The sequence below is a fragment of the Streptomyces lasiicapitis genome, from assembly GCF_014646335.1.
Classification (GTDB): domain Bacteria; phylum Actinomycetota; class Actinomycetes; order Streptomycetales; family Streptomycetaceae; genus Streptomyces; species Streptomyces lasiicapitis.
This window is the reverse complement of record NZ_BMNG01000009.1, coordinates 118,123-143,467: the sequence shown is the minus strand read 5'-3', so window position 1 is coordinate 143,467 and position 25,345 is coordinate 118,123. Positions and strand designations below refer to the sequence as shown.

Annotated in this window: 22 protein-coding genes and 1 pseudogene; 9 read left to right on the top strand and 14 right to left on the bottom strand. The window is 72.1% G+C overall.

Annotated features, from left to right (window positions below; translation table 11 throughout):
• Window positions 1-120: 120 nt before the first annotated feature.
• The 7 genes from IEY91_RS21055 to IEY91_RS21025 form a co-directional block, all read right to left on the bottom strand.
• Window positions 121-1,059 carry an ABC transporter permease gene (locus IEY91_RS21055; protein ID WP_229697124.1) on the bottom strand — a complete coding sequence of 313 codons (939 nt, stop codon included), beginning with the start codon at window positions 1,057-1,059 and terminating at the stop codon, window positions 121-123.
• The gene (locus tag IEY91_RS21050; protein WP_189175216.1) at window positions 1,052-2,044 is read right to left on the bottom strand and encodes an ABC transporter permease; all 993 of its coding nucleotides are present in this window, start codon (window positions 2,042-2,044) and stop codon (window positions 1,052-1,054) included. The genes IEY91_RS21055 and IEY91_RS21050 overlap by 8 nt, the downstream gene beginning before the upstream one ends.
• Window positions 2,041-3,636, bottom strand: a complete 1,596-nt coding sequence (locus tag IEY91_RS21045) for an ABC transporter substrate-binding protein (protein WP_189175215.1) — start codon at window positions 3,634-3,636, stop codon at window positions 2,041-2,043. The genes IEY91_RS21050 and IEY91_RS21045 overlap by 4 nt, the downstream gene beginning before the upstream one ends.
• Before the next feature lie 111 nt (window positions 3,637-3,747).
• Window positions 3,748-4,863, bottom strand: a complete 1,116-nt coding sequence (locus IEY91_RS21040) for an acyl-CoA dehydrogenase family protein (RefSeq protein WP_189175214.1) — start codon at window positions 4,861-4,863, stop codon at window positions 3,748-3,750.
• Window positions 4,860-6,053: an acyl-CoA dehydrogenase family protein gene (locus IEY91_RS21035; protein WP_189175213.1), complete on the bottom strand. Its 1,194-nt coding sequence runs from the start codon at window positions 6,051-6,053 to the stop codon at window positions 4,860-4,862. Before IEY91_RS21035 ends, IEY91_RS21040 begins: the two co-directional genes overlap by 4 nt.
• On the bottom strand, window positions 6,050-7,027 hold the full coding sequence (locus IEY91_RS21030; RefSeq protein ID WP_189175212.1) for an NADPH:quinone oxidoreductase family protein: 978 nt from the start codon (window positions 7,025-7,027) through the stop codon (window positions 6,050-6,052). Before IEY91_RS21030 ends, IEY91_RS21035 begins: the two co-directional genes overlap by 4 nt.
• Before the next feature lie 85 nt (window positions 7,028-7,112).
• Window positions 7,113-7,817, bottom strand: coding sequence for a helix-turn-helix domain-containing protein (locus IEY91_RS21025; protein ID WP_229697123.1), 705 nt, complete (start codon window positions 7,815-7,817; stop codon window positions 7,113-7,115).
• A 131-nt stretch (window positions 7,818-7,948) separates the two neighbouring features.
• Here IEY91_RS21025 and IEY91_RS21020 point away from each other — a divergent pair, with 131 nt between their 5' ends.
• Window positions 7,949-8,923 carry an SDR family oxidoreductase gene (locus IEY91_RS21020; protein WP_229697122.1) on the top strand — a complete coding sequence of 325 codons (975 nt, stop codon included), beginning with the start codon at window positions 7,949-7,951 and terminating at the stop codon, window positions 8,921-8,923.
• 16 nt (window positions 8,924-8,939) lie between these two features.
• On the opposite strand, the gene IEY91_RS21015 is transcribed toward IEY91_RS21020, so the two are convergent.
• From IEY91_RS21015 to IEY91_RS21005, 3 genes and pseudogenes are all read right to left on the bottom strand, one after another.
• Window positions 8,940-9,776, bottom strand: a complete 837-nt coding sequence (locus IEY91_RS21015) for an enoyl-CoA hydratase/isomerase family protein (protein ID WP_189175211.1) — start codon at window positions 9,774-9,776, stop codon at window positions 8,940-8,942.
• 77 nt (window positions 9,777-9,853) lie between these two features.
• Window positions 9,854-10,628 (bottom strand): annotated as a pseudogene (locus IEY91_RS21010) (PIG-L deacetylase family protein).
• Window positions 10,629-10,741: 113 nt separating this feature from the next.
• Window positions 10,742-12,043, bottom strand: a complete 1,302-nt coding sequence (locus IEY91_RS21005; protein ID WP_189175210.1) for an alpha/beta fold hydrolase — start codon at window positions 12,041-12,043, stop codon at window positions 10,742-10,744.
• Window positions 12,044-12,144: 101 nt separating this feature from the next.
• Between IEY91_RS21005 and IEY91_RS21000 the strand changes: the two genes are divergently transcribed.
• Genes IEY91_RS21000 through IEY91_RS20985 form a run of 4 tightly spaced genes read left to right on the top strand, consistent with a single transcriptional unit; the run spans window position 12,145 to window position 16,276 of the window.
• Window positions 12,145-12,900 carry a (Fe-S)-binding protein gene (locus IEY91_RS21000; RefSeq protein ID WP_189175209.1) on the top strand — a complete coding sequence of 252 codons (756 nt, stop codon included), beginning with the start codon at window positions 12,145-12,147 and terminating at the stop codon, window positions 12,898-12,900.
• Complete coding sequence (locus IEY91_RS20995) at window positions 12,897-14,414, top strand: LutB/LldF family L-lactate oxidation iron-sulfur protein (protein ID WP_189175208.1); 1,518 nt, start codon at window positions 12,897-12,899, stop codon at window positions 14,412-14,414. Before IEY91_RS21000 ends, IEY91_RS20995 begins: the two co-directional genes overlap by 4 nt.
• Window positions 14,411-15,073 (top strand): LutC/YkgG family protein, encoded by a 663-nt coding sequence (locus tag IEY91_RS20990; protein ID WP_189175207.1) that lies wholly within the window; start codon window positions 14,411-14,413, stop codon window positions 15,071-15,073. The genes IEY91_RS20995 and IEY91_RS20990 overlap by 4 nt, the downstream gene beginning before the upstream one ends.
• 39 nt (window positions 15,074-15,112) lie before the next feature.
• A complete protein-coding gene (locus IEY91_RS20985; protein WP_164317746.1) occupies window positions 15,113-16,276 on the top strand; it encodes an ABC transporter ATP-binding protein in 1,164 nt (387 codons plus the stop codon).
• 71 nt (window positions 16,277-16,347) lie between these two features.
• Here IEY91_RS20985 and IEY91_RS20980 read toward each other — a convergent pair whose 3' ends face one another.
• The 4 genes from IEY91_RS20980 to IEY91_RS20965 form a co-directional block, all read right to left on the bottom strand.
• Complete coding sequence (locus tag IEY91_RS20980; protein WP_189175206.1) at window positions 16,348-17,520, bottom strand: serine hydrolase domain-containing protein; 1,173 nt, start codon at window positions 17,518-17,520, stop codon at window positions 16,348-16,350.
• A 114-nt stretch (window positions 17,521-17,634) separates the two neighbouring features.
• The gene (locus IEY91_RS20975) at window positions 17,635-18,558 is read right to left on the bottom strand and encodes an ABC transporter substrate-binding protein (RefSeq protein WP_189175320.1); all 924 of its coding nucleotides are present in this window, start codon (window positions 18,556-18,558) and stop codon (window positions 17,635-17,637) included.
• Window positions 18,559-18,623: 65 nt separating this feature from the next.
• Window positions 18,624-19,301: an ABC transporter permease gene (locus IEY91_RS20970; protein ID WP_189175205.1), complete on the bottom strand. Its 678-nt coding sequence runs from the start codon at window positions 19,299-19,301 to the stop codon at window positions 18,624-18,626.
• Entirely contained in the window at window positions 19,298-19,978 is a 681-nt protein-coding gene (locus IEY91_RS20965) for an ABC transporter permease (protein WP_164317752.1), read from the bottom strand. Before IEY91_RS20965 ends, IEY91_RS20970 begins: the two co-directional genes overlap by 4 nt.
• Window positions 19,979-20,176: 198 nt before the next feature.
• Between IEY91_RS20965 and IEY91_RS20960 the strand changes: the two genes are divergently transcribed.
• From IEY91_RS20960 to IEY91_RS20945, 4 genes are all read left to right on the top strand, one after another.
• Window positions 20,177-21,505, top strand: coding sequence for a ricin-type beta-trefoil lectin domain protein (locus IEY91_RS20960; protein WP_189175204.1), 1,329 nt, complete (start codon window positions 20,177-20,179; stop codon window positions 21,503-21,505).
• Window positions 21,502-23,049, top strand: a complete 1,548-nt coding sequence (locus tag IEY91_RS20955; RefSeq protein ID WP_229697121.1) for a glycoside hydrolase family 76 protein — start codon at window positions 21,502-21,504, stop codon at window positions 23,047-23,049. The genes IEY91_RS20960 and IEY91_RS20955 overlap by 4 nt, the downstream gene beginning before the upstream one ends.
• Before the next feature lie 72 nt (window positions 23,050-23,121).
• Complete coding sequence (locus IEY91_RS20950; protein ID WP_189175203.1) at window positions 23,122-24,138, top strand: peptidyl-alpha-hydroxyglycine alpha-amidating lyase family protein; 1,017 nt, start codon at window positions 23,122-23,124, stop codon at window positions 24,136-24,138.
• Window positions 24,139-24,163: 25 nt separating this feature from the next.
• Entirely contained in the window at window positions 24,164-25,174 is a 1,011-nt protein-coding gene (locus IEY91_RS20945; RefSeq protein ID WP_189175202.1) for a LacI family DNA-binding transcriptional regulator, read from the top strand.
• Window positions 25,175-25,345: the final 171 nt, after the last annotated feature.

Genomic DNA, 25,345 nt, shown 5'->3' with positions numbered 1-25,345 from the left:
ACGCGGCCTCAGCTTCGGCTTCGGTCGTGCCTTCGGCTGCGGGCGTGGGCGCGGCTTCAGCCGCAGCCTCGGCTGCGGCGTCCGTCGCGCGGGCGGCGTCAGCCCCGGTGGTCGGCCCAGTCACAGCATCAGCTCCGATCGGCGGCGCGGGTTGATCCGGTCGCGCCAGGCGCCCGCGAGGCCCGCGATGGCCAGGGTCGGGACGATGATGAACAGGCCGGGGAAGAGGGTCGGCCACCAGTCGCCGGCGAGGAGGGAGCTGCGGGCGCTCTGGACGAGGGTGCCGAGGCTCGCCTGGTGGGTGGGCAGGCCGAGGCCGAGGAAGGACAGCGCGGACTCGTGCCAGATGGCGTGCGGGACCATGAGGACGGCGGCGAGCCCGGCCTGTGGCAGGACCCCGGGCAGCAGGTGCCGTACGGTCACGCGCCGGCGGGACGCGCCGCCGGAGATGGCGGCGTCCACGTACGGCCGCGAGCGCAGCGACAGGACCTCGGCGCGCACGATGCGGGCCGTCGACAGCCAGTGCGTCAGCGCCACGGAGATCACCACCGGCCACACGCCCGGCCGGAACATCGCCACGATGAAGATGCCGAGGAGCAGGTGCGGGACGGACGAGAAGACGTCCACGAGTCGCATGACGATCCGGTCCACCCAGCCACCGGCAGAGGCGGCGAGCGCGCCCACGGCGGTGCCGATGACGGTGGCCACCACGGCGGCGACCACGCCGACGAGGAGTGAGACGCGGAGCCCGTACACGCAGCGAAGAAGCAGGTCGCGACCCACGTCGTCGGTGCCGAACGGGTGCTCCAGGGACGGCGGGAGCAGCTTGTCGGCGAGGTGGACGGCCTGTTCGTCGAGGTCGGCGAGCGGCGGCACGATCAGCACGGCGAGCACGACGGCCGTGACGATCGCGGCGGAGCTCCACACCCGCCAGGCGCGGGTGGAGCGGGACGCCTTGCGGGCGCCCGCGGACCGGCCGGACCGGCCCGGGGCGGACCGCCAGGTCACCTCGGTGTCGGCGGGCGCGAGCACCCCCGTCGCAGCGGGCTTGTCAGCCATCGAACCCCACCCTCGGGTCGGCGAGCCCGTACAGCAGGTCCGCGAGGAGATTGCCGAGCAGGACCGCCACGGTGGCGAGCGCGGTGAGCGCGGCCAGCAGCGGGAAGTCCACGCTCGTCGCGGCCTGCACGGTCGCGGCGGCGATGCCGGGCCAGGAGAAGACGGTCTCCACGAGCAGCGCGCCGGTGATCAGTTCGGGCACGCGGGAGCCGATGAGCGTGAGCACGGGCAGCATGCCGGAGCGGAAGGCGTGCTTGAGGAGCACGGTCCGCTCGGCGAGGCCGCGCGCGCGGGCACCCCGGACGGGGTCGTCGCCGAGCGCGTCGCCGACGCCCTGGCGTACGTACAGCACGAACCAGGGAAGCTGCGAGACGGCGAGGACGGCCGCGGGCAGCACGAGGTGGTTCGTCACCTGCGCGGCCGTGACGGCCGCGCTGGAGGTGTCGGTGAGCCCGCCCGCGGGCAGCACGCCCAGCTTGAGGGCGAACAGCCACACGGCGAGCAGGCCGAGCCAGAACGGCGGCGCGGCCTCCAGGGTGTAGGCGAGCGAGGTCACGGCCCGGTCGAGCCAGCCGCCGGGGCGGCGCGCGGCGAGCACGCCGAGCGCCGAGCCGACGAGGATCGCGAGGACGAACGCGGTCGCGGCGAGCAGCACCGACCAGCCGACGCGCTCACCGATGGCGTCGGCGACGGGCTGGCGCAGCGTGCTGGAGTCCCCGAGGTCGCCCTGGAGCGCGGAGGTCAGCCAGTCCCACCAGCGGGAGACCAGCGGCCTGTCGACGCCGAGGTTGGCGCGGAGCTGGTCGAGGTTCTCCTGCGAGGCGGTGAGCCCCGCCGTGCCCGCGTACGCCTTGACGGGGTCGAAGGGCGAGGCCTCGGCGACGGCGAAGACGCCGAAGGTGACGAGGAGCAGGACGGGGACGGCGAACACCGCCCGCCGTCCCACGAGCCGCGCCATCGGACCCCAGGGCAGCCGCCGGGTCACTTGTTCGGCTGCCAGTCCTCGACGTTCCACCAGGGGCCGGAGGCCAGGCCGTGGTCGTGCGGTTCGACCTGGGTGGAGAGGTCGCCGTAGGACTTGTTCACCACGTACAGGTGGTCGATGTGCGTGAGGAAGGTGTAGCCCGGGTTCTTCACCAGCTCGCGCTGGACGGTGTCGTAGGCGGCCTGGCGCTTCGCGTGGTCACCGCTCTTGCGGGCGTCCTCCAGGGCCTTGTCGACCTTGGGGTTGTCGTAGTGCGCCATGTTGTTGAAGCCGTCACCGGCGAGGGAGGACTTCAGGAGGGTGTACTGGTCGAAGTCGGGGTCGGCCGGGGAGCCGCCGCCCGCGAGGACCGCGTCCTTGGGCATGCGGGGCTCGATGACCTCCCACGTGCCGGACTGCACCTCGACCTTGATGCCGAGCTTCTTGGCGTCGGAGGCGTAGGCGAGCGCGTGGTCCTGGCGGAGCTTGTCGCCGGTCAGGTACCAGAGCGGGAACTTCGCCTGGACGCCGTCCTTCTCGCGGATGCCGCCGTCGCCGGGCTTCCAGCCGGCCTTGTCGAGGATCTTCTTGGCCGCCTCGACGTCCTGCTTGCGCTCGGTGCCCTTGGTGAACCAGGGGCTGTCGGTCGGGACGGGACCGTAGGCCTCCTTGCCCGCGCCCTCCAGGATGGAGTCGACCATCGCCTTGCGGTCCACGCCGATGTCGAGCGCGCGCCGCACGTCGGTGTCGCCCGCGACCTTGTTGCCGGTCGGCAGGGTCACGACGCGGTAGTCGAAGGTCTTGGCGGCGTACGTCTTCTTGTCGCCGTCGGACTCGAAGGTCTTGGCGAGGTTGGGCGGCAGGATGGCGCCGTCGAGGTCGCCGGTGCGCAGCCGCGTGGCGCGGATGTCGTCGTCCTTGATGATCGCCATCGTGAAGTTCTTGATCTTCGGCGCGCCGCCCCAGTACCCGGGGTTGGCCTTGAAGACGAGCTTCTCGCCCTTGGACCACTTCTCGAGCTTGTAGGGCCCGGTGCCGATCGGCTCGGTGGTGAAGGCGCCGGTGTTCACGTCCTGCTTGCCCGCGACGTGCTGGGGCGCGATGGGCAGGACGGTGCGCTCGGCGAACGGCGCGTAGGGGTACTTGAGGTGGAAGACGACCGTGCCGTCGCCCTTGGCCTCGACGCTCTTGAGGGCGTCCAGCTCGGTCTTGGAGGCGTTGTTCGTCTTCTTGTCGAGGATCGTCTCGTACGTGAAGACGACGTCCTTGGCCGTGAACGGCTTGCCGTCGCTGAACTTGACGCCCTCGCGCAGTTCGTACGTGTACGTCTTGCCGTCGTCGCCGACCTTCGGCAGCTTCGCCGCGAGCGCGGGCTTCAGCTTCATGTCCGCGTCGTGCGTGAGCAGCCCGTCGAAGATCTTGGAGTTGCCGTCCTTGCCGTAGCCGAGGAGCGGGCTGAGGGTCTCCGGTTCGTAGGCGATGCCGACGACCGCCGAGTCCTTGGCGCCGTCGCTGCCCTTGCCGTCGTCCGGCGCCGAGCAGGCCGTGGCGGCGACCGCCAGTGCGGCGGCCGCCGCGATGGCACCGGTGCCACGTATCGATCCGGCCCTCATGCTCCACACCCCTACACAAGATCAAGAGTTATTGCGAACAGCTCGCAATTATGCCTCATGTAATAGGTGGGTAAGGGCCGGGTCCTATACGGCCACGAGCCTCCGCGCAGGTCAGGGAGTTGCGGGTGCGGGGAGGTCGACGAGGTCGGCCAGATTCTCCCGGTGCCGGCCCGCGGTGCCGAGGGCGATCGAGTCGGCCTTGGCCCGCTTCAGGTACAGATGGACGGGGTGCTCCCAGGTCATGCCGATGCCGCCGTGCAGTTGGACCGCCTCCTCGGCGGCGCGCACCGCCACTGGGGCGGCGTGGGCCTGCGCGAGGGCCGTCGCGAGGTTCGGCTCGTCGCTGCCGGTCGCGAGGGCGTCGGCGGCGTGCCGGGCCACGGCACGAGTGTTGACCACGTCGAGCCAGAGCCGGGCGAGGCGGTGCTTGAGCGCCTGGAAGGAGCCGACGGGCCTGTTGAACTGGTGGCGCTCCTTCGTGTACCGGACGGTCTCCGTCAAGCACCATTCGGCGAGGCCGAGTTGCTCGGAGGCGAGCAGTCCGGCGCCGGAGCGCAGGCCGAGCCGTATCGCCGCGTCGGCTTCCGCGCCCTCGGCGAGCAGGCGCGCGGGGGCTGCGTCGAGGGTGACGACGGCGAGCGGGCGGGTGCGGTCGAGGGAGGTCTGCGGGGTGACGGTGACGCCGTCCCGTCCGGTGTCGACGGCGAACAGGCCGCCGTCGGCCGGGACGAGCAGGACGTCGGCGGCGGCCGCGTCCGCGACGCCCCTCACCTCGCCGTGCAGGGCGCCGCGGTCGAACCGCACCCGCGGGTGGGCGGCCTCCGGGGCGGTGGCGAACGGCACGGCGAGCGCGCCGACGGTACGGCCCGACGCCAGCGCGGCGAGCAGTTCCGCCGCCGCGTCGCCCGCGCAGGCAAGGAGCGTCTCGGTGGCGATGACAGCACTGGTCAGATACGGCACCGGCGCCACCGCGCGCCCCAACTCCTCCAGGACCACGGCCGCTTCGCGGTGCGAGGCGCCCTGCCCGCCCCGGTCCTCGGGCACCAGGAGCCCGGCGAGGCCCATGCCGTCGGCGAGGGCCTTCCACAGCTCGCGGTCGTGCGGCTGCTCCGACTCGGTGCGGGCGAGGACGGCGGCCGGGTCGCAGTGGTCGGCGAGGAGGGAACGTACGGCGGAGCGCACCGCCTCCTCTTCCTCGGTGTACAGCAGATCACCCTGTGAGGTCATCGGTTCAGGTCCTTCCAGGCGACGTCCTTGTCCGTGCGCGGTTCCGGCGGCAGGCCGAGGACGCGTTCGGCGACGATGTTCAGCAGGACCTCGCTGGTCCCGCCCTCGATGCTGTTGCCCTTGGCGCGCAGGTAGCGGTAGCCCGCCTCGCGCCCGGTGAAGTCGACGAGGTCGGGGCGGCGCATCGTCCAGTCGTCGTACAACAGGCCCTCCTCGCCGAGGAGTTCCACCTCCAGGCCGCTGATCTCCTGGTTGAGGCGGGCGAAGCCGAGCTTCATGCCGGAGCCCTCGGGGCCCGGCTGGCCCGCGACGAGCTGCTGGCGCAGGCGTTCGCCGGTGAGCCGGGCGACCTCCGCCTCCACCCACAGGGACAGCAGCCGCTGGTGCAGGTCGTGGGTGCGCAGTTCAGGGCGCTCGCGCCAGGCCTTGGCGACCGGGCCGATCATGCCGCCCTCGCGCGGGATGCGCATGCCGCCGATGGACACGCGCTCGTTCATGAGGGTGGTCTGCGCGACCTTCCAGCCGTCGCCGACCTCGCCGAGGCGGCGGCTGTCGGGGACGCGTACGCCGGTGAGGAACACCTCGTTGAACTCGGCCTCGCCGGTGAGCTGGCGCAGCGGCCGCACCTCGACGCCCGGGTCGGTCATGTCGCAGATGAAGTACGTGATGCCGCGGTGCTTGGGCAGGTCGGGGTCGGTGCGGGCGATGAGGATGCCCCAGCGGGCGGTGTGTGCGCTGGACGTCCACACCTTCTGCCCGTCCACCACCCAGCTGTCGCCGTCGCGGACGGCACGCGTGCCGAGCGCCGCGAGGTCGGAGCCCGCGCCGGGCTCGCTGAACAGCTGGCACCACACCTCCTCGCCGACCCAAAGGGGCCGCAGGAAGCGGCGCTTCTGCTCGTCCGTGCCGAATCCGAGGATCGTGGGCGCGGCCATGCCCAGGCCGATGCCGATGCGCCGCGGGTCGTTGTCGGGTGCGCCCGCTTCCTCCAGCTCGGTGTCCACGACGGCCTGCAGCGAGCGCGGCGCGCCGAGCCCGCCGAGGCCCTCGGGGTAGTGCACCCAGGCGAGCCCGGCGTCGAAACGGGCCGTCAGGAACGCGGTACGTTCCGTCGTCGCCGGAGGATGTTCCGCCAGCAATTGCTGTGTACGACGGCGGAGTTCGCCCGCGTCTATCGTGCGGCCGGTCATGCGGTGGCCTCCTCTGCGAGCGCGGGCAGGACGGCGACGCGGCCGGTGGTGACGCCGTCGGCGACGCGCTGGACGCCCGCGGCGGCCTGGCCGAGCGGCACGCGCTCGCTGACGAGCGGCTTGACGGCGCCCTTCGCGGCGAGCTCGGTCAGCTGCTCGTGGCACTCCAGGACCGCGCGCGGGTCCTTGGTGTTGTACAGGCCCCAGTGCAGGCCGACGATCGAGTAGTTCTTCACCAGGGCGTGGTTGAGGGCGGGCGTCGGGACGGCGCCGCTCGCGAAGCCGACGACGAGGATGCGGCCCTCGAAGGCCACGCACTTGGCGGACTTGGCGTACGCGTCGCCGCCCACCGGGTCGTAGATCACGTCGGCGCCGCGGCCGCCGGTGGCCTCCTTCACGGCGCCCACGATGTCGTCCGCGCGCCGGTCGAGGACCAGGTCGCAGCCGAGCTCGCGCGCGGTCCTCGCCTTGTCGGCGCCGCCGACGACGCCGATGACCTGGGCGCCCGCGGCCTTGCCGAGCTGCACGGCCGCGCTGCCGACGCCGCCCGCAGCCGCGTGCACCAGGAGCGTCTCGCCCGCCTTCAGGTGCGCGCGCCGGTGCAGCCCGAACCAGCCGGTCTGGTAGCCGATGTGCAGGGCGGCGGCCTCGGCGTCGTCGAGGGCGTCGGGGGCGGGCAGCAGGGCGGCGGCGTCCGCGACGGCGTACTCGGCGAAGCCGCCGTACGGCAGCGCCGGGTTGGCGATGACGCGGCGGCCGTCCTCGGTCTCGCCGCAGATCTCCAGGCCGGGCGTGAACGGCAGGGGCGGGGTGATCTGGTACTGGCCGCGGCACAGCAGCGCGTCCGGGAAGTTGATGTTCGCGGCGCGGACCTTCAGGAGCACCTGGCCGTCGCCGGGCACCGGCCGCTCCGCCTCTTCGAGCCGCATCACCTCGCCGGGCTCGCCGTTGCGGTGTACGTGCCATGCGCGCATGCGGGGCCTCCACGCTGTAGTCGACCGTGCTCCAGGGACATACTAAGCGGTCGCTTGCTCGGATGGGAACAGGGGCGGGGCCGCCCTAGTCCTCCGGGTCGCGCTTCGCGGCGGGCCGCGCGCGTACGTGCATCCGCTCCCCCTGCGGCCCGAAGAGGCTCAGGAACTCCACCGGGCCCTCGCCCGTCGACCCGAACCAGTGCGGCACCCGGGTGTCGAACTCGGCGGCCTCGCCCGCCCCGAGCACCACGTCGTGCTCGGCGAGGACCAGACGCAGCCGCCCCGACAGGACGTACAGCCACTCGTACCCCTCGTGGGTGCGGGGGTCGGGCTCGATGGAGCGGGTGGGCTCGATGACCTTGTACGCCTGGAGTCCGCCCGGCTGCCGGGTCAGCGGCACCATCGTGCGCCCGTACCGGACGATCGGCTTGGCCCGCACGCGCGGATCGCCGACCGGCGGGGCGCCGACGAGCTCATCCAGGGGGACCTGGTGGGCGCGGGCGATGGGCAGGAGCAGTTCGAGGCTGGGCTTGCGGCCGCCCGACTCCAGCCGGGACAGCGTGCTCACGGAGATGCCGGTGGCGGCGGACAGCCCGGCGAGGGTGGCGCCGCGCTCCTTGCGGATCTTGCGGAGGCGGGGGCCGACGGCCGTGAGCACCTTGCCGGTCTCGACGTCGTCGGGACCGTCGGGCTCGTGCCCGCCCTCACTCCCACCATGCCCATGTCCCCCATGCCCCTCATGTCCCCCACGTCCGCCCCGCCTCGCCGATCCACTCTCTGCGCTTCCCATGCCCCCATTGCAGAATCAGCAAGCCGATATGTCAATCCGGCACGATCGACGAAAGCGCCCCTCCCGGTCCCGAACCGCGCCGACCCGCACCACCTCTGGAACATTGCGCACCGGCGGACTATCGAGGCCCCATGACGACCGACGGCACAACCTCCAACCCACCAACCGACGGCACCACCACCAATCCACCCCCAGGCCTGCCAGCCCCTCCCCCGCTCGGCGCGACGGCCCTGCCACCCGGCACGTACGACGGCACCGTCGTCCTGGTCACGGGCGGCGGCAGCGGCCTGGGCCTGGCGACGGCGGCCGAATTCGCCCGCCTGGGCGCGGATTTGGTGATCGCGAGCCGGAACGAACAACGGCTGAAGGCGGCGCGCGCGGAGCTGTCGGCGCTGGGCGGCCGGGTGGCGACGGCGGTGTGCGACATCCGCGACCCGGACCGCGTGTCCGCCGCGTTCGACGCCGCGGAGTCCGCGTACGGACTGCCCGCCGTCCTGGTGAACAACGCGGCGGCGAACTTCCCCGTGCCCGCCGAGGAGATGTCCCCCAACGCCTGGCGCGCGGTCGTCGACGCGACACTCACGGGCACGTTCTTCATGACCCGCGAGTTCGCCCGCCGCCACCTCACGGCGGGCACCCCCGCCTCGGTCATCAACATCGGCGCGTCGTACGCCTGGACGGGCGGCCCGGGCTTCGCCCACAGCGCGGCGGCGAAGGCGGGCGTGAAGAGCCTCGTCGAAACGCTGGCGGTGGAGTGGGGCCCGTACGGAATCCAGGTCAACGGCCTGGTCCCGGGCCTGATGCCCCACGAGGACATGACCCGAGACATCCGCACCACCTTGACCGACACGAACACGGCCAACGCAGAAACCCCTGCCACCTCCCCACCCCTGGCCACCCGCCAACCCGCCCTACGCGTAGGAGCCCCACGCGAACTCGGCTGGGCGGCAACCTTCCTGGCCTCCCCCTACGCCCGCTTCATCACGGGCCACACCCTGGTGGTCGACGGCGCGAACTGGCAGCGCCGCTCGTTGGTGAACCCGCCGGTGGTGCCGGTGAGGGAGCAGTTGGGCCGGGGTAGCCACACCGATCATCGCGAAGGCTGATGGAGGGCGGCGACCCTCACTTTCCCTCGAACTCACCCACCCGCCCCGCCCCCTTGGCCCCGACCCTCTCCCCCACGTCCTCCGAAGTCAGTGTGATCGCCGCCGACATCGCGGCGCGGTCGAGTGCTCGGTCGAGGCTCGCGTCGGCGTAGGTGTCGATGTTGCGTTTGATGGCGCGTACGGCGAGGGGGGCGTTGGTGGCGATTTCGGTGGCTGCCGTTCGGGCCGTGGTGTCCAAGTCGGGGCGGGGGACGACCAGTTGGGCTAGGTGGAGGCGTTCCGCTGTGGGGGCGTCGATGCGGCGGCCTGTGAGGGCCAGGAACTTGGCCCAGCCGGCGCCTGCCTCGCGGGCCACGCGCAGGTCGCCGCCCGCGTCGACGGAGACGCCGAGTTGGGCCTCGGGGAGCGCGAACACGGCGTCGTCCGCGGCGATGCGGATGTCCGCCATGAGGGCGAGTTCGAAGCCGAAGCCCAGGCAGTAGCCCTGGACGGCGGCGACGATCGGCTGCGGCAGGCCCGCGAAGGCGCGGAAGCGCTCGTGGGCCCAGCGGATGCCCTCGTAGTAGCGGTGGGTTCGCTCCGCGCCCGAGCGGCCTGTGATGCCGCCGCCCGGCGCGGAGATGTCGATGCCCGCGCAGAAGGCCCGGCCCTCCGCGCGCAGCAGGACCGCGCGGATGGAGTCGTCGAAGCGGATCCGGTCGGCGTACAGGCCGAGTTGACGGGTGGACTCCCAGCTCCAGGCGTTGAGCCTGGCCGGCCGGCAGAGGGTGAGGACGCCTATGCCGTCCTCGACATCGAGGCGCAGGCGGCGCTCCGCACCCTCCGGGATGTCCGTGCTGATGGTGTCGATCACCCGGTTCGACCCCCACTTCCCCCGCTGACGGTACGCATGGAGCGCATCTGACGTACCGTCAGTTTATGGGCGGGGGCTCAGCGGTTGAAGACCTCGAACGCCACCGCCGGCTTTCCGCCGAAGCGGGGGGCCAGTTGCTCGGCGAAGCCGCTGAGGAAGGTGCGGCAGTACTTCTCGGGGTCCTCTTCGGTGAGGACTTCGATGTACGCGCGGTGTTCGAGCAGGGACCGTATGGCGCGCTCCATGCCCGGCCTCGCGTCCACCGCGTGGGTCGGCCGGTCCGTGCCCGCGACGGCGACCCAGCGCACCCCGTCCCACGGTTCGAGGCCCTGCTCCTTCAGCTCGGGAAAAGATCCAGCGGTTGCCCGCGTCGGACGCCGCGTCCAGCGTGGCGCGGCCGACGGCGACATGGTCCGGGGTGTTCCAGGCGACTCCGCCCCAGGTGTCGCGGTGGTTGAGGGTGATCACCAACTCGGGCCGGTGTCTGCGGATGGCGGCGGCGATGTCGCGGCGCAGCGCCGTGCCGTACTCGATGACGCCGTCGGAGTGGTCGAGGAATTCGACGGTCTCCACGCCGACGACGGCGGCGCTCGCCCGCTGCTCCCGCTCGCGCAGCGGCGCCGCGTCGGCGGGCGCGATGGTGTCGATGCCCGCCTCGCCGCGCGTCGCGAGCAGGTACACCACCTCGCGCCCGGCGTCCGTCCACGAGGCGATCGCGCCCGAGCAGCCGTACTCCAGATCGTCCGGGTGGGCGACCACGGCGAGGGCCCGCTGCCAGTCCTCGGGCATGGGGGCGAGCTGCTCGGGCTCGGCGGCACTGTGTCGCTGCTGGTCGGCTGCGTCTTCGGTCATGGCGGCAGCCTATCCGCGAGCAGCTCGCCCACGTACGGGAGTTCGTACGGGAGGCAGGGAGGGAGGAACGGGGCCGGCGCTCCTCCCGCGAAGGCTCGGACTTCCGGAAAGGCTCAGATCTCGCCGCGCACCAGGCCGAGCAGCCTGTCGAGCACCCGCGGCCCGCTCACCCGCAGCCCGTCGTGCTCGTACTCGTCCGTGACCCACGTGCGCACGCCCCGGATGGTGCGGGCGGTCTCCAGGGAGTGCTCGGTGTCGACGAACATGTCGTCGTGGTAGACGGCGGCCGCGACGGGGACGTCGTTCGCGGCGAGGCGCGCGGTGTCGTACAGCGGCGCCCAGTCGGTGCGTTCGGCGAGGAGGTCGGCGGTCTCGCGCAGCGGGCGCAGGGCGGGGTCGGAGTCGAACATCCAGCGCTGCACGGCCTCGCCGGTGAACAGCAGCGGGGAGCCGTCCGCGAGGCTCTTGCCCGCGTCGAAGCGGTGGAAGTCGGCGCGCACCCGCTCGGCGGACCAGGCGGTGGGCCGGCCGCCCTGCCCGTAGCACGCCTCGTGCAGCAGGGCGTACAGCGGCGCGGCGGCGTACGAGAGGAGCCCGAGCACGGATTCCTGGAAGGCGTCCGACAGGGTGTGGCCCGCCGGGGTGCGCACGAAGGCGTCCTCCAGGAGGTAGTGCAGACGGTGGCTGCCGTCACCGGTGCCGAGCAGGATGCCGAGGGACTGGAAGGCCTCGACGGTGAGCCGGTAGCCGCCGGGCAGGACGGGCTCGTGCTCGGCGACGTGCTCGGCGATGCGGCGGGCCCGCTCGGCGTCCATGGGGTAACGCGCGTAGTGCGCGAGGGACTTGCGCTCCATACGGGGGTACGCGGTGCGGTAGACGTCGTCCGCGTGTCCGTCGAGCGTCGGCAGGCCGCCGGTGAGCAGCGCCGCCCGCAGGCCCTCGGGCGCGGACGACAGGTAGTGCGTGGCGCAGAAGCCGCCGAAGCTCTGGCCGAGGACCGTCCACGGCGCGCCGCCGGTCACCTCCGTACGGATCGCCTCGCAGTCGCGCACGATCGCGTCGGCGCGGAAGTGCGCCAGGTAGTCGGCCTGTTCGCGGGGTCCGCCGCGCAGCGGCAGCGTCTGCCGGTTGGCGGGGGTGGAGCTGCCGGTGCCGCGCTGGTCGAGGAGCAGCACCCGGTAGTCGCGCAGCGCGCGGCCGAGCCACGCCTGCTTGCCGCTGAACCGGTTGGCGCCGAAGCCGGGCCCGCCCTGGAGATACACCAGCCACGGCAGCTCGGCGTCCTCGCGCCCCGCCGCGACGCACTCCCGCGCGAACACCTCGATCCGCTCACCGCCCGGCGCGTCGTGATCCAACGGCACACTGAACCGCCGATCAGTGAGCACGACTCCCGGCTGACGGTACGACTGGCTCAACGCGACTCCTCCAGGTAAACGTTCCGGCACCCCCTGCCCAGAGCGCCCTCGCCAGATTACGCTTGGGCAGGCATCCGATGACCGACGAGGAGGAACCAGCGTTGCGCGTCGCTCTGTTCCTGACGTGTGTCAACGACACGCTCTATCCCGACACGGGCCGAGCCGTGGTGAAACTCCTGACCAGACTGGGTGTCGACGTGGACTTCCCAGCGGCGCAGACGTGTTGCGGGCAGGCCCACTACAACACCGGCTACCGCCACCAGGCGGAGCCTCTTGCCCGGCATTTCTCCGATGTCTTCGGGGAGTACGAGGCCATCGTGACGCCGTCCGGATCGTGCGGGGCGATGGTGCGGGAGCTGTATCCGCGGATGGGTGAGCGCGCCCGCGCGGAGGGCCGCGGCGACGGCCTCGCCCGCACCCTCGCGCCGGTGGTACCGAGGACGTACGAACTGACGGAGTTCCTGGTGGACGTGCTGGGCGTGACGGACGTGGGCGCGTACTACCCGCACACCGTGACGTACCACCCGACCTGCCACGGACTGCGCTCCCTCGGCCTCGGCGACCGGCCGGAGCGGCTGCTCTCGGCGGTCAAGGGACTTGAACTGACGGAGCTGCCGGGGGCGGCGGAGTGCTGCGGCTTCGGCGGCACGTTCGCGGTGAAGAACTCCGATGTATCGGCGGCCATGGGCGCGGACAAGGTGCGCAACGCCGAGTCGACGGGCGCGGAGGTGCTGTGCGCGGCGGACAACTCCTGCCTGATGCACCTCGGCGGCACGATGGCGCGGCTGCGGACGGCGATGCGGCCGGTGCACATCGCGGAGATCCTGGCGAGCACGGAAGAGGAGCCCTGGTCATGAGCGGCACGTTCGTGGGAATGCCGGCGTTCCCGAAAGCCGCGCACCAAGCCGTCGGCAACGCAACGCTGCGCGCGAACCTCCGCCACGCCACCCACACCATCCGCGACAAGCGCGCGAAGGCGGTCGCCGAACTCGACGACTGGGCGCGGCTGCGCGAGGCGGGCAAGCAGATCAAGGACCACACGCTGCGCCACCTCGACCACTACCTGGTGCGCCTTGAGGAGACGGTCACCGCGGCGGGCGGCACCGTCCACTGGGCCGCCGACGCCGACGAGGCCAACCGGATCGTCACCGGCCTGGTCAAGGACACCGGCGAGGCCGAAGTCGTCAAGGTCAAGTCGATGGCCACGCAGGAGATCGGCCTCAACGAAGCCCTGGAAGCCGCAGGCATCCGCGCCTACGAGACCGACCTCGCCGAACTCATCGTGCAGCTCGGCAAGGACCGCCCCTCGCACATCCTCGTCCCCGCCATCCACCGCAACCGCGGCGAGATCCGCGACATCTTCGCGCGGGAGATGGGGAGTTGGGGCCGCCCCGCCCCCGAGCACCTCACGGACGCGCCCGCCGAGCTCGCCGAGGCGGCCCGGCTTCATCTGCGGGAGAAGTTCCTGCGCGCCAAGGTCGGCGTCTCCGGGGCGAACTTCATGGTCGCCGAGACCGGCACCCTGGTGGTCGTGGAGTCCGAGGGCAACGGCCGCATGTGCCTGACGCTGCCCGAGACGCTGATCTCCGTCGTCGGCATCGAGAAGATCGTGCCGACCTGGCGCGACCTGGAGGTCTTCCTCCAGACCCTGCCGCGCTCCTCGACCGCCGAGCGCATGAACCCGTACACGTCGACGTGGACCGGCACGACGGACGGCGACGGCCCGCAGACCTTCCACCTCGTCCTGCTCGACAACGGCCGCACCGACACCCTCGCCGACGACGTCGGCCGCCAGGCCCTGCGCTGCATCCGCTGCTCCGCCTGCCTGAACGTGTGCCCCGTCTACGAGCGGGCGGGCGGCCACGCCTACGGCTCGGTCTACCCCGGGCCGATCGGCGCCATCCTCAGCCCTCAACTGCGCGGCACCGCCAGCGAGATCGACGCCTCGCTGCCCTACGCCTCCAGCCTCTGCGGCGCCTGCTACGAGGTGTGCCCGGTCGCCATCGACATCCCCGAGGTCCTCGTCCATCTGCGCGAACGCGTCGTCCAGGGCGGCGAGTTCACCCGCCACGGCGCGAAGGTGACCCTCAAGCCCGCCCAGGGACACGCGGCCGAGCGCGCCGCGATGCGCGCGGCGGGCATGGTGTTCGCCAGGCCCGGACTGCTGCGCGCCGGTCAGCGGCTCGCGGCCCGCACCCGCCGGGTGCATCCGCGTACGCTGCCGGGGCCCGGCCGGGCGTGGAGCGCGACGCGGGACCTGCCGAAGGTGCCGGGCGAATCGTTCCGGGACTGGTGGCAGCGCACCCGCGGCGGACGGGACGACGGCGGGCAGGGGCAGCAGCACGGAAAGAAAACGGGGAGCGGCGCGTGAGCAGTCGGGACATCATCCTCGGACGCGTACGCCGCGCCCTCGGCGACGCGGCGGGCCGCACCCCGGAGCCGTACGAAGAATATGAGGCGGCCGTCGACCGCGGCTATCTGCGCGAGCACGGCGCGCGCACCACCGAGCAGACCGTCGACCTGCTCGCCGAGAACCTCGCCGACTACCGGGCGATCGTCCACCGCACGGACGGCGAGGAACTGCCGCTGCTGCTGATGCGACTCCTTGCCGAGAGCGGCGCCCAGAACATCCTCGTGCCGCCCGCCCTGCCGCCGTGGTGGCTGGCCGCCGCCGACCCCGTCCGCATCCACGACCGGGCCGCGAGCACCCCCGCCCAGCTCGACAAGGCCGACGCCGTCGTCACCGGCTGCGCGGTCGCGATCGCCGAGACCGGCACCCTCGTCCTCGACGGCTCCCCGGACCAGGGCCGCCGCCGCATCACCCTGATCCCCGACCACCACATCTGCGTCGTACGCGTACCCGACCAGGTCGTCTCGTCCGTGCCACAGGCCCTCGAACGGCTCGACCCCGCGCGTCCGCTCACCTGGATCTCCGGGCCTTCCGCGACCAGCGACATCGAACTCGACCGCGTCGAGGGCGTGCACGGGCCGCGCACCCTGGAGGTGGTCCTGGTGACCGGCGCCGACTGAGCGTGTGCGGGGACGATCACGCGCGGTTAGCGTGAGGGAATGATCCGGTTCGAGCAGGTGACCAAGCGCTACCCGGACGGCACGACGGCCGTGGACGACCTCTCCTTCGAGGTCGCCGAGGGAGAGCTGGTCACGCTCGTCGGTCCGTCCGGCTGCGGCAAGACGACCACGATGATGATGGTGAACCGGCTGATCGAGCCGACCGCGGGCCGGATCTACGTCAACGGCGAGGACATCGCGGGCGTCGACCCGGTGCGCCTTCGCCGCCGCATCGGCTACGTCATCCAGCAGGTCGGCCTCTTCCCGCACCGCACCGTCCTCGACAACACGGCCACCGTGCCCGCCCTCGTCGGCTGGAAGCGGGCCAAGGCACGGGCGCGCGCCGCCGAGCTGCTCGACCTGGTGGGGCTCGACCCCAAGACGTACGGGGCGCGCTACCCGGAGCAGTTGTCCGGCGGGCAGCGCCAGCGCGTGGGCGTGGCCCGCGCGCTCGCCGCCGATCCCCCGGTGCTCCTGATGGACGAGCCGTTCGGCGCCGTCGACCCGGTGGTGCGCGAGCATCTGCAGAACGAGTTCCTGAACCTCCAGCGGACCGTGCGCAAGACCGTCCTGATGGTCACCCACGACATCGAGGAGGCCGTGCGGCTCGGGGACCGCGTCGCGGTGTACGGGCAGGGGCGCATCGAGCAGTTCGACACCCCGGGCACGGTCCTCGGCACGCCCGCGACGCCGTACGTGGCCGAGTTCGTGGGCGCCGACCGGGGTCTGAAGCGGCTCTCCGTCACCGAGATCGAGGCCGACGACCTGGAGCAGCCGCCCGTCGCCCGCTTCGAGGAGCCCGCCGCGCAGGCCGCGGCCCGGCTGCGCGCGGACGACTCCCGCTGGGCGATGGTCCTGAACGCCGACGGGGACCTGCACGGCTGGGTAGGCGTCGACGAGGTCGCCCTCGCCGGCGACGGGGCCACGGTCGGCGACCTGGCGCACCGCATGAACGCCTGGGTCCCCGTCGGCACCCCGCTGAAGCAGGCCTTCGGCATGATGCTCCAGCACGACGCGGGCTGGGTCGCCGTCGTGGACGGCGCCCGCTTCGTCGGCGTCCTCACCCCGGCGAAGCTGCACGAGGCGCTGCGGCGGTCGGTGGACGCGGACGCGCACGGGGTGGGGCGGGGGGACGTGGAGTTCGACTCGGTGGCCGACGCGTAGCGCGGGGCGCGTCTTCGGCGCTCACCACCAGTACGCGGGGTAGCGCCCCTGACACGGGGCTGACAGGTGTCCTACCGCTTGCGCAGCAGCGCGCAGACGAAGTTCTCCTGCACGGCCCGCAGCCGCTCCAGCAGGCGCGGCTTGTTCTTCTTGTTGACCTGGGTGGTGAGGGAGAAGGTCAGCGATCGCTCGCCGTCCGGGGTGGCCGCGATCAGCTGGGTGTAGCCCGGGAAGTTGCCCGTGTGGCCGTACACCACGCCGCAGCGGGTGGTGTAACGGAAGAGGGCCAGACCGGCCTTGTTCTGTCCGGGGCCCGCCGGTTCGGACGCGCCGTTCACCCAGTTCAGCTGCTGGTGGCGGGTTCGATCGGAGATCAGCTCTCCGCCCGCGTAGCCGCGGATGAAGGACGTCATGTCCTTCGGCGTCGAGATGATCCCGCCCGATGCCCACACGCCCGACGCACTCAGCACCTCGCTGACGTCGGCGGGCGGGTCCGGCGGGGTGACGTCGTAGCCGTGCATGTACGGCTCGGGCATCCGGTGTCCCTGCGGCAGGCTGGTGTCGCGCAGAGCCAACGGGTGCTGGACGAGCCGGTCGAGCAGATCCTCGTAGCGGCTGCCCGTCACCGCCTCCGCCATCAGCGCCACGGCGATGTTGTCGGAGTTGGAGTAGGCGTACCGGGCCCCCTGGCGGAACGCCAACGGCTCGTCGGCCACGAAGTCGAGGAGCCGGCGGGAATCGAAGCGGCGGCGCGGGTTCTCGGTCACCAGGTCCAGGAACTCCGCGTCCGCGCTGAAGTCCGGCAGCCCGCTGGTGTGGTTCAGGAGCTGACGCAGCGTGACCCCGTGCCATGCGTGCGGCAGCCGGGGAAGCACCTTGCCGATGGTGTCGTTCAGACGCAGCCTCCCGTAGTCGACGAGCTGGAGGGAGACCGCGCCGCTGTACGCCTTGGCGGTACTGGCGATGCGCATGTGGTCGGTGGCCTCGACCGGGCGGTCGGTGCCGGTCTCGGCGACGCCGGCCCGGTAGACCTCGGCGTGGGGCCCGCGCTCGAGGACGGCGATCGCTCCGGGCGGTCCGCCGGGCGCGGTGGTCAGTTCCTGCAACTGCCGTCGCAGTGCGCGGTGGTCGTCGGCGGGGACCTGCTCGGCCCGGGCCGGGGCGTGCACCAGGCCGGCCGTGCAGACTGCGGCCAGCAGCGCGACAAGGGGCAGGCGGGCCTTCGGGGAGCGGGGAGCTGGCACGGGGTCTCCTGAAGCAGGTGCGGGGCGGGGACGTCCAGCTTCATCTGCCGGCCGGGAACCTGCGCGCGGCGCTGCTCCAATCAGCCGAGAGCGGGCGATCGCCCCGCCCCACGCCTACAGCAGCCCCTTGTCCTCCAGGTACTTCTTCGCCACGTCCTCCGGGAGTCTGCGCCAGCTGTCCACCTGGCGGTTGAGGTCCGCGAGGTCCTTCGTCGTGAGGACCGTGTTGAGGCGGGCCAGGGCGTGGGCGACGCCCTTGCTGCCCGCGCGGGAGCGGTTGACGACGGGGACGATGTAGTCGGCGTTCTGCAGGTGCTTGTCGTCGGCCAGGAGGACGAGGCCGAACTCGTCGAGCGTGGCGTCCGTCGTGGTGGTGAGGACCATCTGGTCCTGGCCGCTCTGGACGGCCTTCTTGGCCTGCGTGGTGCCGACGCCCTTGGGGTCGACGCCGGTGACGTCGATGCCGTAGACCTTCTTCAGGCCCGGCTCGCAGTAGGGACGCTGTACGCACTCGTCACCCGCGGCGAGCCGGACCTTCAGGCCGGACCTGCCGAGGTCGCTGAGGGTCTTCAGACGGTGCTGCCGTGCGTAGGACTTGGCGACCGCGAACGCGTTCTGGTCGACGGCCCTGCCCGGGTCGAGGACGGTCAGGCCGCGCGGCACGGAGAGCTTGCGCAGGGCCTTCATGGTGGCGTCGAGGTCGGGCGATCCGACGGGCTTCGCGTCGGCTCCGTTGACCTTGGCGTTGAGCCAGTCCGCGAACGTGGCCGCGTACTCGGGCACGACGTCGATCTGCCCCGACTCCAGGGCGGGTTCGTACAGTTCGCGGTTGGCGACGGACAGGATCTCCGTGTCGTATCCGGCCTTGTCCAGGAGCAGCGCGTACATCTGCGCGATCAGGTCGCTCTCCGTGAAACCGGCGGAGCCGACGACGAGGTGCTTGCTGTCGCCGGGCGGCGCGGTGACCTCGTTCTGGGTCTCAAGCGATGGGCCCGAGTCGCAGCCGGAGGCGAGAAGGGCGACGGCCGCGAGCAGCACGGCGCACCGGGCGCGCCAGGTCCGCCCGCGCGCGGCCCGCCCCGCGTTCGCCTCAGTCACGCGGCTCACCCCTTCCCCGACTTCCGCGCCCACCCGGGCGCAAGGCGCTCCGCGGCCTCGAAGACGCCCTCCACGAGGAGGGCGAACACGGCGACGAGCACCGCGCCCGCCACCACCTGCGGTGTGCTGGCCAGGTTGAAGCCCGCCGTGATGATGCGGCCGAGTCCGCCGCCGCCCGCGAGGGCCGCGATGGTGGCGGTGGCGACGAGCTGCACGGCGGCGATCCGCACCCCGCTCATGATCAGCGGCAGCGCGAGCGGCGCCTCGACGCGCCACAGCATCTGCCGCCCCGTCATGCCCATCCCGCGCGCGGCCTGCACGATGCCGCGGTCGACGCCGCGCATGCCGACGTACGCGTTGGTGAGCAGCGGCGGCACGGCGAACAGCACCAGGGCGACCACGGTGGGGCCCTCGCCCCAGTCCCCGATCGGGGTGAGGAGCAGCAGGACGAGCACCGCGAAGGTCGGCACGGCGCGCCCGACGTTGGAGATGTTCACCGCGAGGGCGCCGCCCCTGCCGAGGTGGCCGAGCACGAGCGCGACGGGCAGCGCGATGAGGCAGCTGATCAGCAGGCACACGACGGTGAGGACGAGGTGCTGGGTGAGCCGGTGCCAGATGCCGTCGTCGCCCGCCCAGTGCGCGGAGTCGGTGAGCCAGTCCCAGGCGTCGGTCAGGGTCTTCATCCGCGGGCCGCCCTCGTCCAGGGCGTGAGGAGGCGCTGTACGCCGAGCAGCAGCAGGTCGGCGAGGACGGCGATGACCACACAGAGCGCGGAGGCGGTGAGGACCTGGGCCTTGAAGTACGTGTTCATGCCGGAGTAGATGAGGTTGCCGAGGCCGCCGAAGCCGACGATCGCGCCGACGGTGGCCAGCGAGACCGCCGAGACGGTCGCGATGCGCAGGCCCGCCATGGCGGCGGGCAGGGCCAGCGGCAGCTCGACGGTCAGGAGCATCCGGATGGGGCCGTAGCCCATGCCGCGCGCGGCCTGCCGGGTGTCCTCGGGCACGGAGCGCAGGCCGGCGAGGATGTTCCGGACGAGCAGTGTCAGCGAGTACAGGACGAGGCCCGCGATGACCAGCGTCTCCGACAGGCCGTACACCGGAAGCAGCAGCGAGAACATCGCGAGCGACGGGATCGTGTAGAGGACCGTGGTGACCGCGAGCACCGGTCCCGCGGCGAGGCCCCAGCGGCGGGCGAGGACGGCCAGCGGCAGGGCGATGGCGAGCGCGATCAGGACGGAGAGCGCGGTCAGCTCCAGGTGCTGCAGGACGGCGTCGACGAGGATCTCGCGGCGGGTGCTCAGATACTCGCCGCAGATCCACTCGTTGCGCGCGAGGCAGTCGTCCGGAGGCGCGGTCACCTGTCCATTGCAGCGGGCCGCACGGGGGACGGCACGTGGTGCTGGACCGTACGGGGTGGGCGCCGCGCGGGTCGTACGGCTTATGCCAAGGCGTGAACTCGACTCGTTGACACGACCCCGTCAAGCCGCTTCACTGCCCACGAAGACACGAAGACAGGTACGGACCAGCACTCGGACCCAGAGATCGAGGCGAGTCTCATGCCCTCACGGTGCTCCGCGCTCTCGTTGCGGACAGCTCGCTCCTTACGGACTCCCGGACGCTTCTCCTCACGGACTCCCGGACGCGCCCTCCGGGGCGGCCTGGCCGTTCTCCTCACGGTCTCGGCCCTGGTCACCGCTCCCGGGCTCGCCCCGGCCTCGGCCGCCGAGCCGAAGCCGCGGGACATGGGAGCGGCCGCCACCTTCGAGGACAACTTCGACGGTCCCGCCGGGTCCGCCGTCGACGGCGGCAAGTGGCAGACCGAGACCGGCGACAACGTCAACAACCACGAGCGGCAGTACTACACGGCGGGGAACGCGAACGCCGCGCTCAACGGGCAGGGCCAGCTCGTCATCACGGCGCGGCGCGAGAACCCGGGCAACTACCAGTGCTGGTACGGCCGTTGCGAGTACACCTCGGCCCGGCTGAACACGGCGGGCAGGTTCACGCAGGCGTACGGGCACGTCGAGGCCCGCATGAAGGTGCCGCGCGGCCAGGGCATGTGGCCCGCGTTCTGGATGCTCGGCCATGACATCGGGCAGATCGGCTGGCCCAACAGCGGTGAGATCGACGTCATGGAGAACGTCGGCTTCGAGCCCTCGACGGTGCACGGCACGATCCACGGGCCCGGCTACTCGGGCAGCGGCGGCATCGGCGCCGCGTACTCCCTGCCGGGCGGGCAGGCGTTCGCCGACGCCTTCCACACCTTCGCCGTGGACTGGTCGCCGGACTCCATCACGTGGTCCGTCGACGGCAACGTCTACCAGCGCCGCACGCCCGCCGACCTCGGCGGCAGGCAGTGGGTGTTCAACAAGCCGTTCTTCCTCATTCTCAACCTGGCCGTCGGCGGCTACTGGCCCGGCGACCCCGACGGCTCGACGGTCTTCCCGCAGCAACTCGTCGTCGACTACGTACGTTTCACCGGCTCGGGCGGAGGTGGCAACACCGGCACGCTCACCGGACTCGCGGGCAAGTGCCTCGACGTGGCGGGCGCGAACACCGCCAACGGCACGCCCGTGCAGCTGTACACCTGCAACCAGTCCGGCGCCCAGCGCTGGACCGTGGGCACCGACGGCACCGTCCGCGCCCTCGGCAAGTGCCTGCACGCGGCCGGCGGCGGCACCGGCGACGGCACGCGGGTGCAACTGTGGGACTGCGACGGCAGCGGCGCCCAGCGCTGGTCGTACAACTCCGCGACGCGCGACGTGGTCAACCTGTCCGCCGACAAATGCCTGGACGTGCTCGACAACAATCCGGCGGACGGCACACCGACACAGATCTGGAGCTGCTCCGGCGGCGGCAACCAGAAGTGGACACTGAACACATGAGGCATGGATCGGGAGTCGTGGCCGGGTTGCTCGGGTTGTCGCTGATGGTCGCAGGCACGGCGTCCGCCCCCGCGGCGGCCACGACGGAGGCACCGGCGGCGGCCACGACGGAGGCACCCGCGGCGGCCAGGGCAGCGGCACCGGCGGCGGCCACAGCGCCCGCCCCGGAACCCGAGCAGCCCCGAGCCCCCATCTGCAACAAACACTGCGACGCCCGCGACCCCGCCCTCTCCCCCGGCGACCGCACCCCCGTCTCCACCACCCTCTTCTCCCGGAACATCACCCTGCACTTCGACGACGAGGACGCCATGGGCTGGGCCTCGATCGGCAGCGGCAGCCCCGGGGACCAGGTGTGGCTCGACCGGTCCTTCGACGGCGGCCGGACCTGGAGTTCGGGCAGCAGGCTCGGCCTCACCTCCGTTCCCGCGGGTCAGCGCGGCCGGCGTACGCAGATGTACAACGTCGACGACTGGAACAACCGGGGCGTGGGCGCGCTGCGGGCCTGCGGCAAGGCGGGCGACCGCCCCGACATCGCCTGCACGGCCTGGGCCCGGACGACCTGGAACGCGGGCAATCGGCGCACCGCCGCGGCGACCGCGCAGATGATGTCGTACGACAACGGCACCGGCCTGTTCGCCACCACCGGCTGGTGGAACTCCGCCAACGCCCTGCACGCGGTCGTCGACAACATCCGCGTGACGGGGATGGGCAGTTACCGGTACGCCATCGCGCACACCTACGACCGCCAACTCGGCGCGCACCTGGGCCAGTTCCGCAACGACTACATCGACGACACCGGCTGGTGGGGCCTTGCCTGGGTGGCGGCGTACGACCTGACCGGGGACCGGCGCTATCTCGACACCGCGCGGGCCGACGCCGACCACATGGCCGCGTACTGGGACAACACCTGCGGCGGCGGAGTGTGGTGGTCCACCGCGAAGACGTACAAGAACGCGATCGCCAACTCCCTCTACATCCAGCTCAACGCGGCGCTCCACAACCGGCTCGCGGGCGACACCACGTATCTGGCGCGGGCGCGGGCGGGCTGGTCCTGGTTCCAGGGCACGGGCATGGTCAACGGCTCGGACCTGGTGAACGACGGCATCGACCTCGGCACCTGCCGCAACAACGGCCAGGCCGTCTGGTCCTACAACCAGGGCGTGCTGCTCGGCGCCCTCACCGAACTGCACCGCGCGAGCGGCGACCCCGCGCCCCTGGCGGCGGCCCGCCGCATCGCCGACGCCGCCACCACCGCCCCCTCGCTGCACACCGGCACGGGCGTCCTGCGCGATCCGTGCGAGTCGGGTGACTGCGGCGCCGACGGGCCGTCGTTCAAGGGCGCCCATGTGCGCGGCCTGGCCAAACTGAACGCCGCGCTGCCGGGCCGCCCCTACGACGCATACCTCAAACGTCAGGCGGACACCGCGTACGCCGCCGACCGCAACGCGCTCCACCAGTACGGGCTTCGCTGGTACGGCCCGCTGGACAAGGTGGACGCGGCGCGTCAGCAGAGCGCGCTGGACCTGATGAACGCGGCGCCGTGAGCGGCCGTCGCCCCCTGTCGCCGGGCGGGGCGGCCGTCCTATGATCCGGGCCGGCCCGTCCTGGGAGGACCGTTGGCTGTCGGACCCGCGACCGATGCGACCGTGTACGAACCCGTGCCCTTCTGGGCCAGGATCCCGCACGGTGTGTGGCTGAAGGAGGCGACCTCCGTCGCCGTCGACTCCGAGGACCGCGTCTACGTCTTCAACCGCGGCAACATGCCCGTCCTTGTCCTCGACCGGGACGGACACGTCGTCGACATGTGGGGCAACGACACCCCGTTCGCCGGGACGGAGGTGTTCGAGGACCCCTACGGCAACGCGATGCCGCGCTGGCAGGGCTGCCGCTTCCAGCGCGCGCACGCCATCACCGTCGACCACGAGGACCACCTCTGGCTCGTGGACGACATCGGCAACCGGATCACCAAGACCGACCGCAAGGGCAACACCCTGCTCACCCTGGGCACCGGGCGCCCGTCCGGCTTCCAGAGCGGCGAGCCCTTCAACCGCCCCACCGACGTGGCGATATCGCCCCTCACCGGCGACGTCTTCGTGTCCGACGGCTACGGCAACTCCCGCATCCACCGCTACGACGCCCGGGGCACCCACCTGATGTCCTGGGGCGGACCCGGCACCGACGAGGGCCGGTTCAGCCTGCCGCACGGCGTCGCCCTGTTCGGCGACGACGCGGTGATCGTCTGCGACCGCGAGAACCACCGGGTGCAGGTCTTCTCCCTGGACGGCGCGTTCCGCACGTCCTGGCACGCCCACAAGGCGGTCGCCGTGTGCGCGGGCCGGGGCGCGGACACCCACGTGTACGTCGCCGAGCAGGGTCCCGCGCCGGTGCAGCGGGGCGTTCCCGGCCTGGGACACAAGATCCAGATCTACGACCGGGAGGGGCGGCGGGTCACGCGTTTCGGCGCCGAACTCCCCGGCGAGGCGCCCGAGCAGTTCAACTGGCTGCACAGCGTCGCCGTGGACTCCGAAGGCAGCGTCTACGCCGCGGAGGTGTCGTACACGGAGGTCGGCAGCAGGCTCACGCCGCCGCGCGAGCTGGTGAGCCTGCGCAAATGGCGGCGCGCAAGCGGATAGCAAGGCTTGCGCTAATCTTGCGTGCATGACGCGACGACTTGCTCAAGTGGCCAAGAAGGTCGGGGTCAGCGAGGCCACGGTCAGCCGGGTGCTCAACAACAAGCCTGGCGTCTCGGAGCCCACCCGCCAGGCCGTGCTCTCGGCCCTCGACGTGCTCGGCTACGAGCGTCCGACGCAGTTGCGCGGCGAGCGCGCGCGGCTCGTCGGGCTTGTGCTTCCGGAGCTGCAGAACCCGATCTTCCCCGCGTTCGCCGAGGTCATCGGTGGCTCGCTCGCCCAGCAGGGGCTCACCCCCGTGCTGTGCACGCAGACCAAGGGCGGCGTATCGGAAGCCGACTACGTGGACTTGCTGCTTCAGCAGCAGGTGTCGGGCGTGGTCTTCGCGGGCGGTCTGTACGCGCAGGCGGACGCGCCGCACGAGCACTACAAGCTGCTCGCCGCGCGCAACATCCCGGTGGTCCTGGTGAACGCGGCGATAGAGCGCCTCGGCTTCCCCGCGGTGTCGTGCGACGACGCCGTGGCCGTCGAGCAGGCCTGGCGCCACCTCGTCTCGCTCGGTCACGAACGCATCGGCCTGGTGCTCGGCCCCGCCGACCACATGCCCTCGCAGCGCAAGCTGGCCGCGGCCCGTGCCCTCGCCGACGCGGCGGGCGCGCCGCTCACCGACGAGCGGGTGGCGCGGGCGATGTTCTCGCTGGAGGGCGGCCAGGCGGCCGCGACCCGGCTCCTGGAGTCCGGGGTCACCGGCATCGTCTGCGCCAGCGACCCGCTCGCGCTCGGCGCGGTGCGCGCGGCGCGCAGACGCGGACTCGACGTGCCGCGGGACGTCTCGGTGGTCGGCTTCGACGACTCGGCGTTCATGAACTGCACCGAGCCGCCCCTCACCACGGTCCGCCAGCCGATCGAGGCGATGGGCCGGGCCGCCGTCGAGATCCTCACCCTGCAGATCGCCGGGAGCGCGGCCCCGTCCGAAGAGCTTTTGTTCGAGCCGGAGTTGGTGGTACGGGGGTCGACGGCACAGGCGGCACGCGGCTGACCACACGCCCATCCGTCTCTCGACTGTCAAATATTTGCGAGTTCCGCTCGACATATTGCGGACCTGTGCTGGCGGTGCTTGAGTAAGCGCCGCCACACAGCGCTGCGCTGTGGGCCTCCCCGCTCCCGCCATGCCCTGCCCGCCCGGGCGGTGGCACTGCCCAAAAGGGGT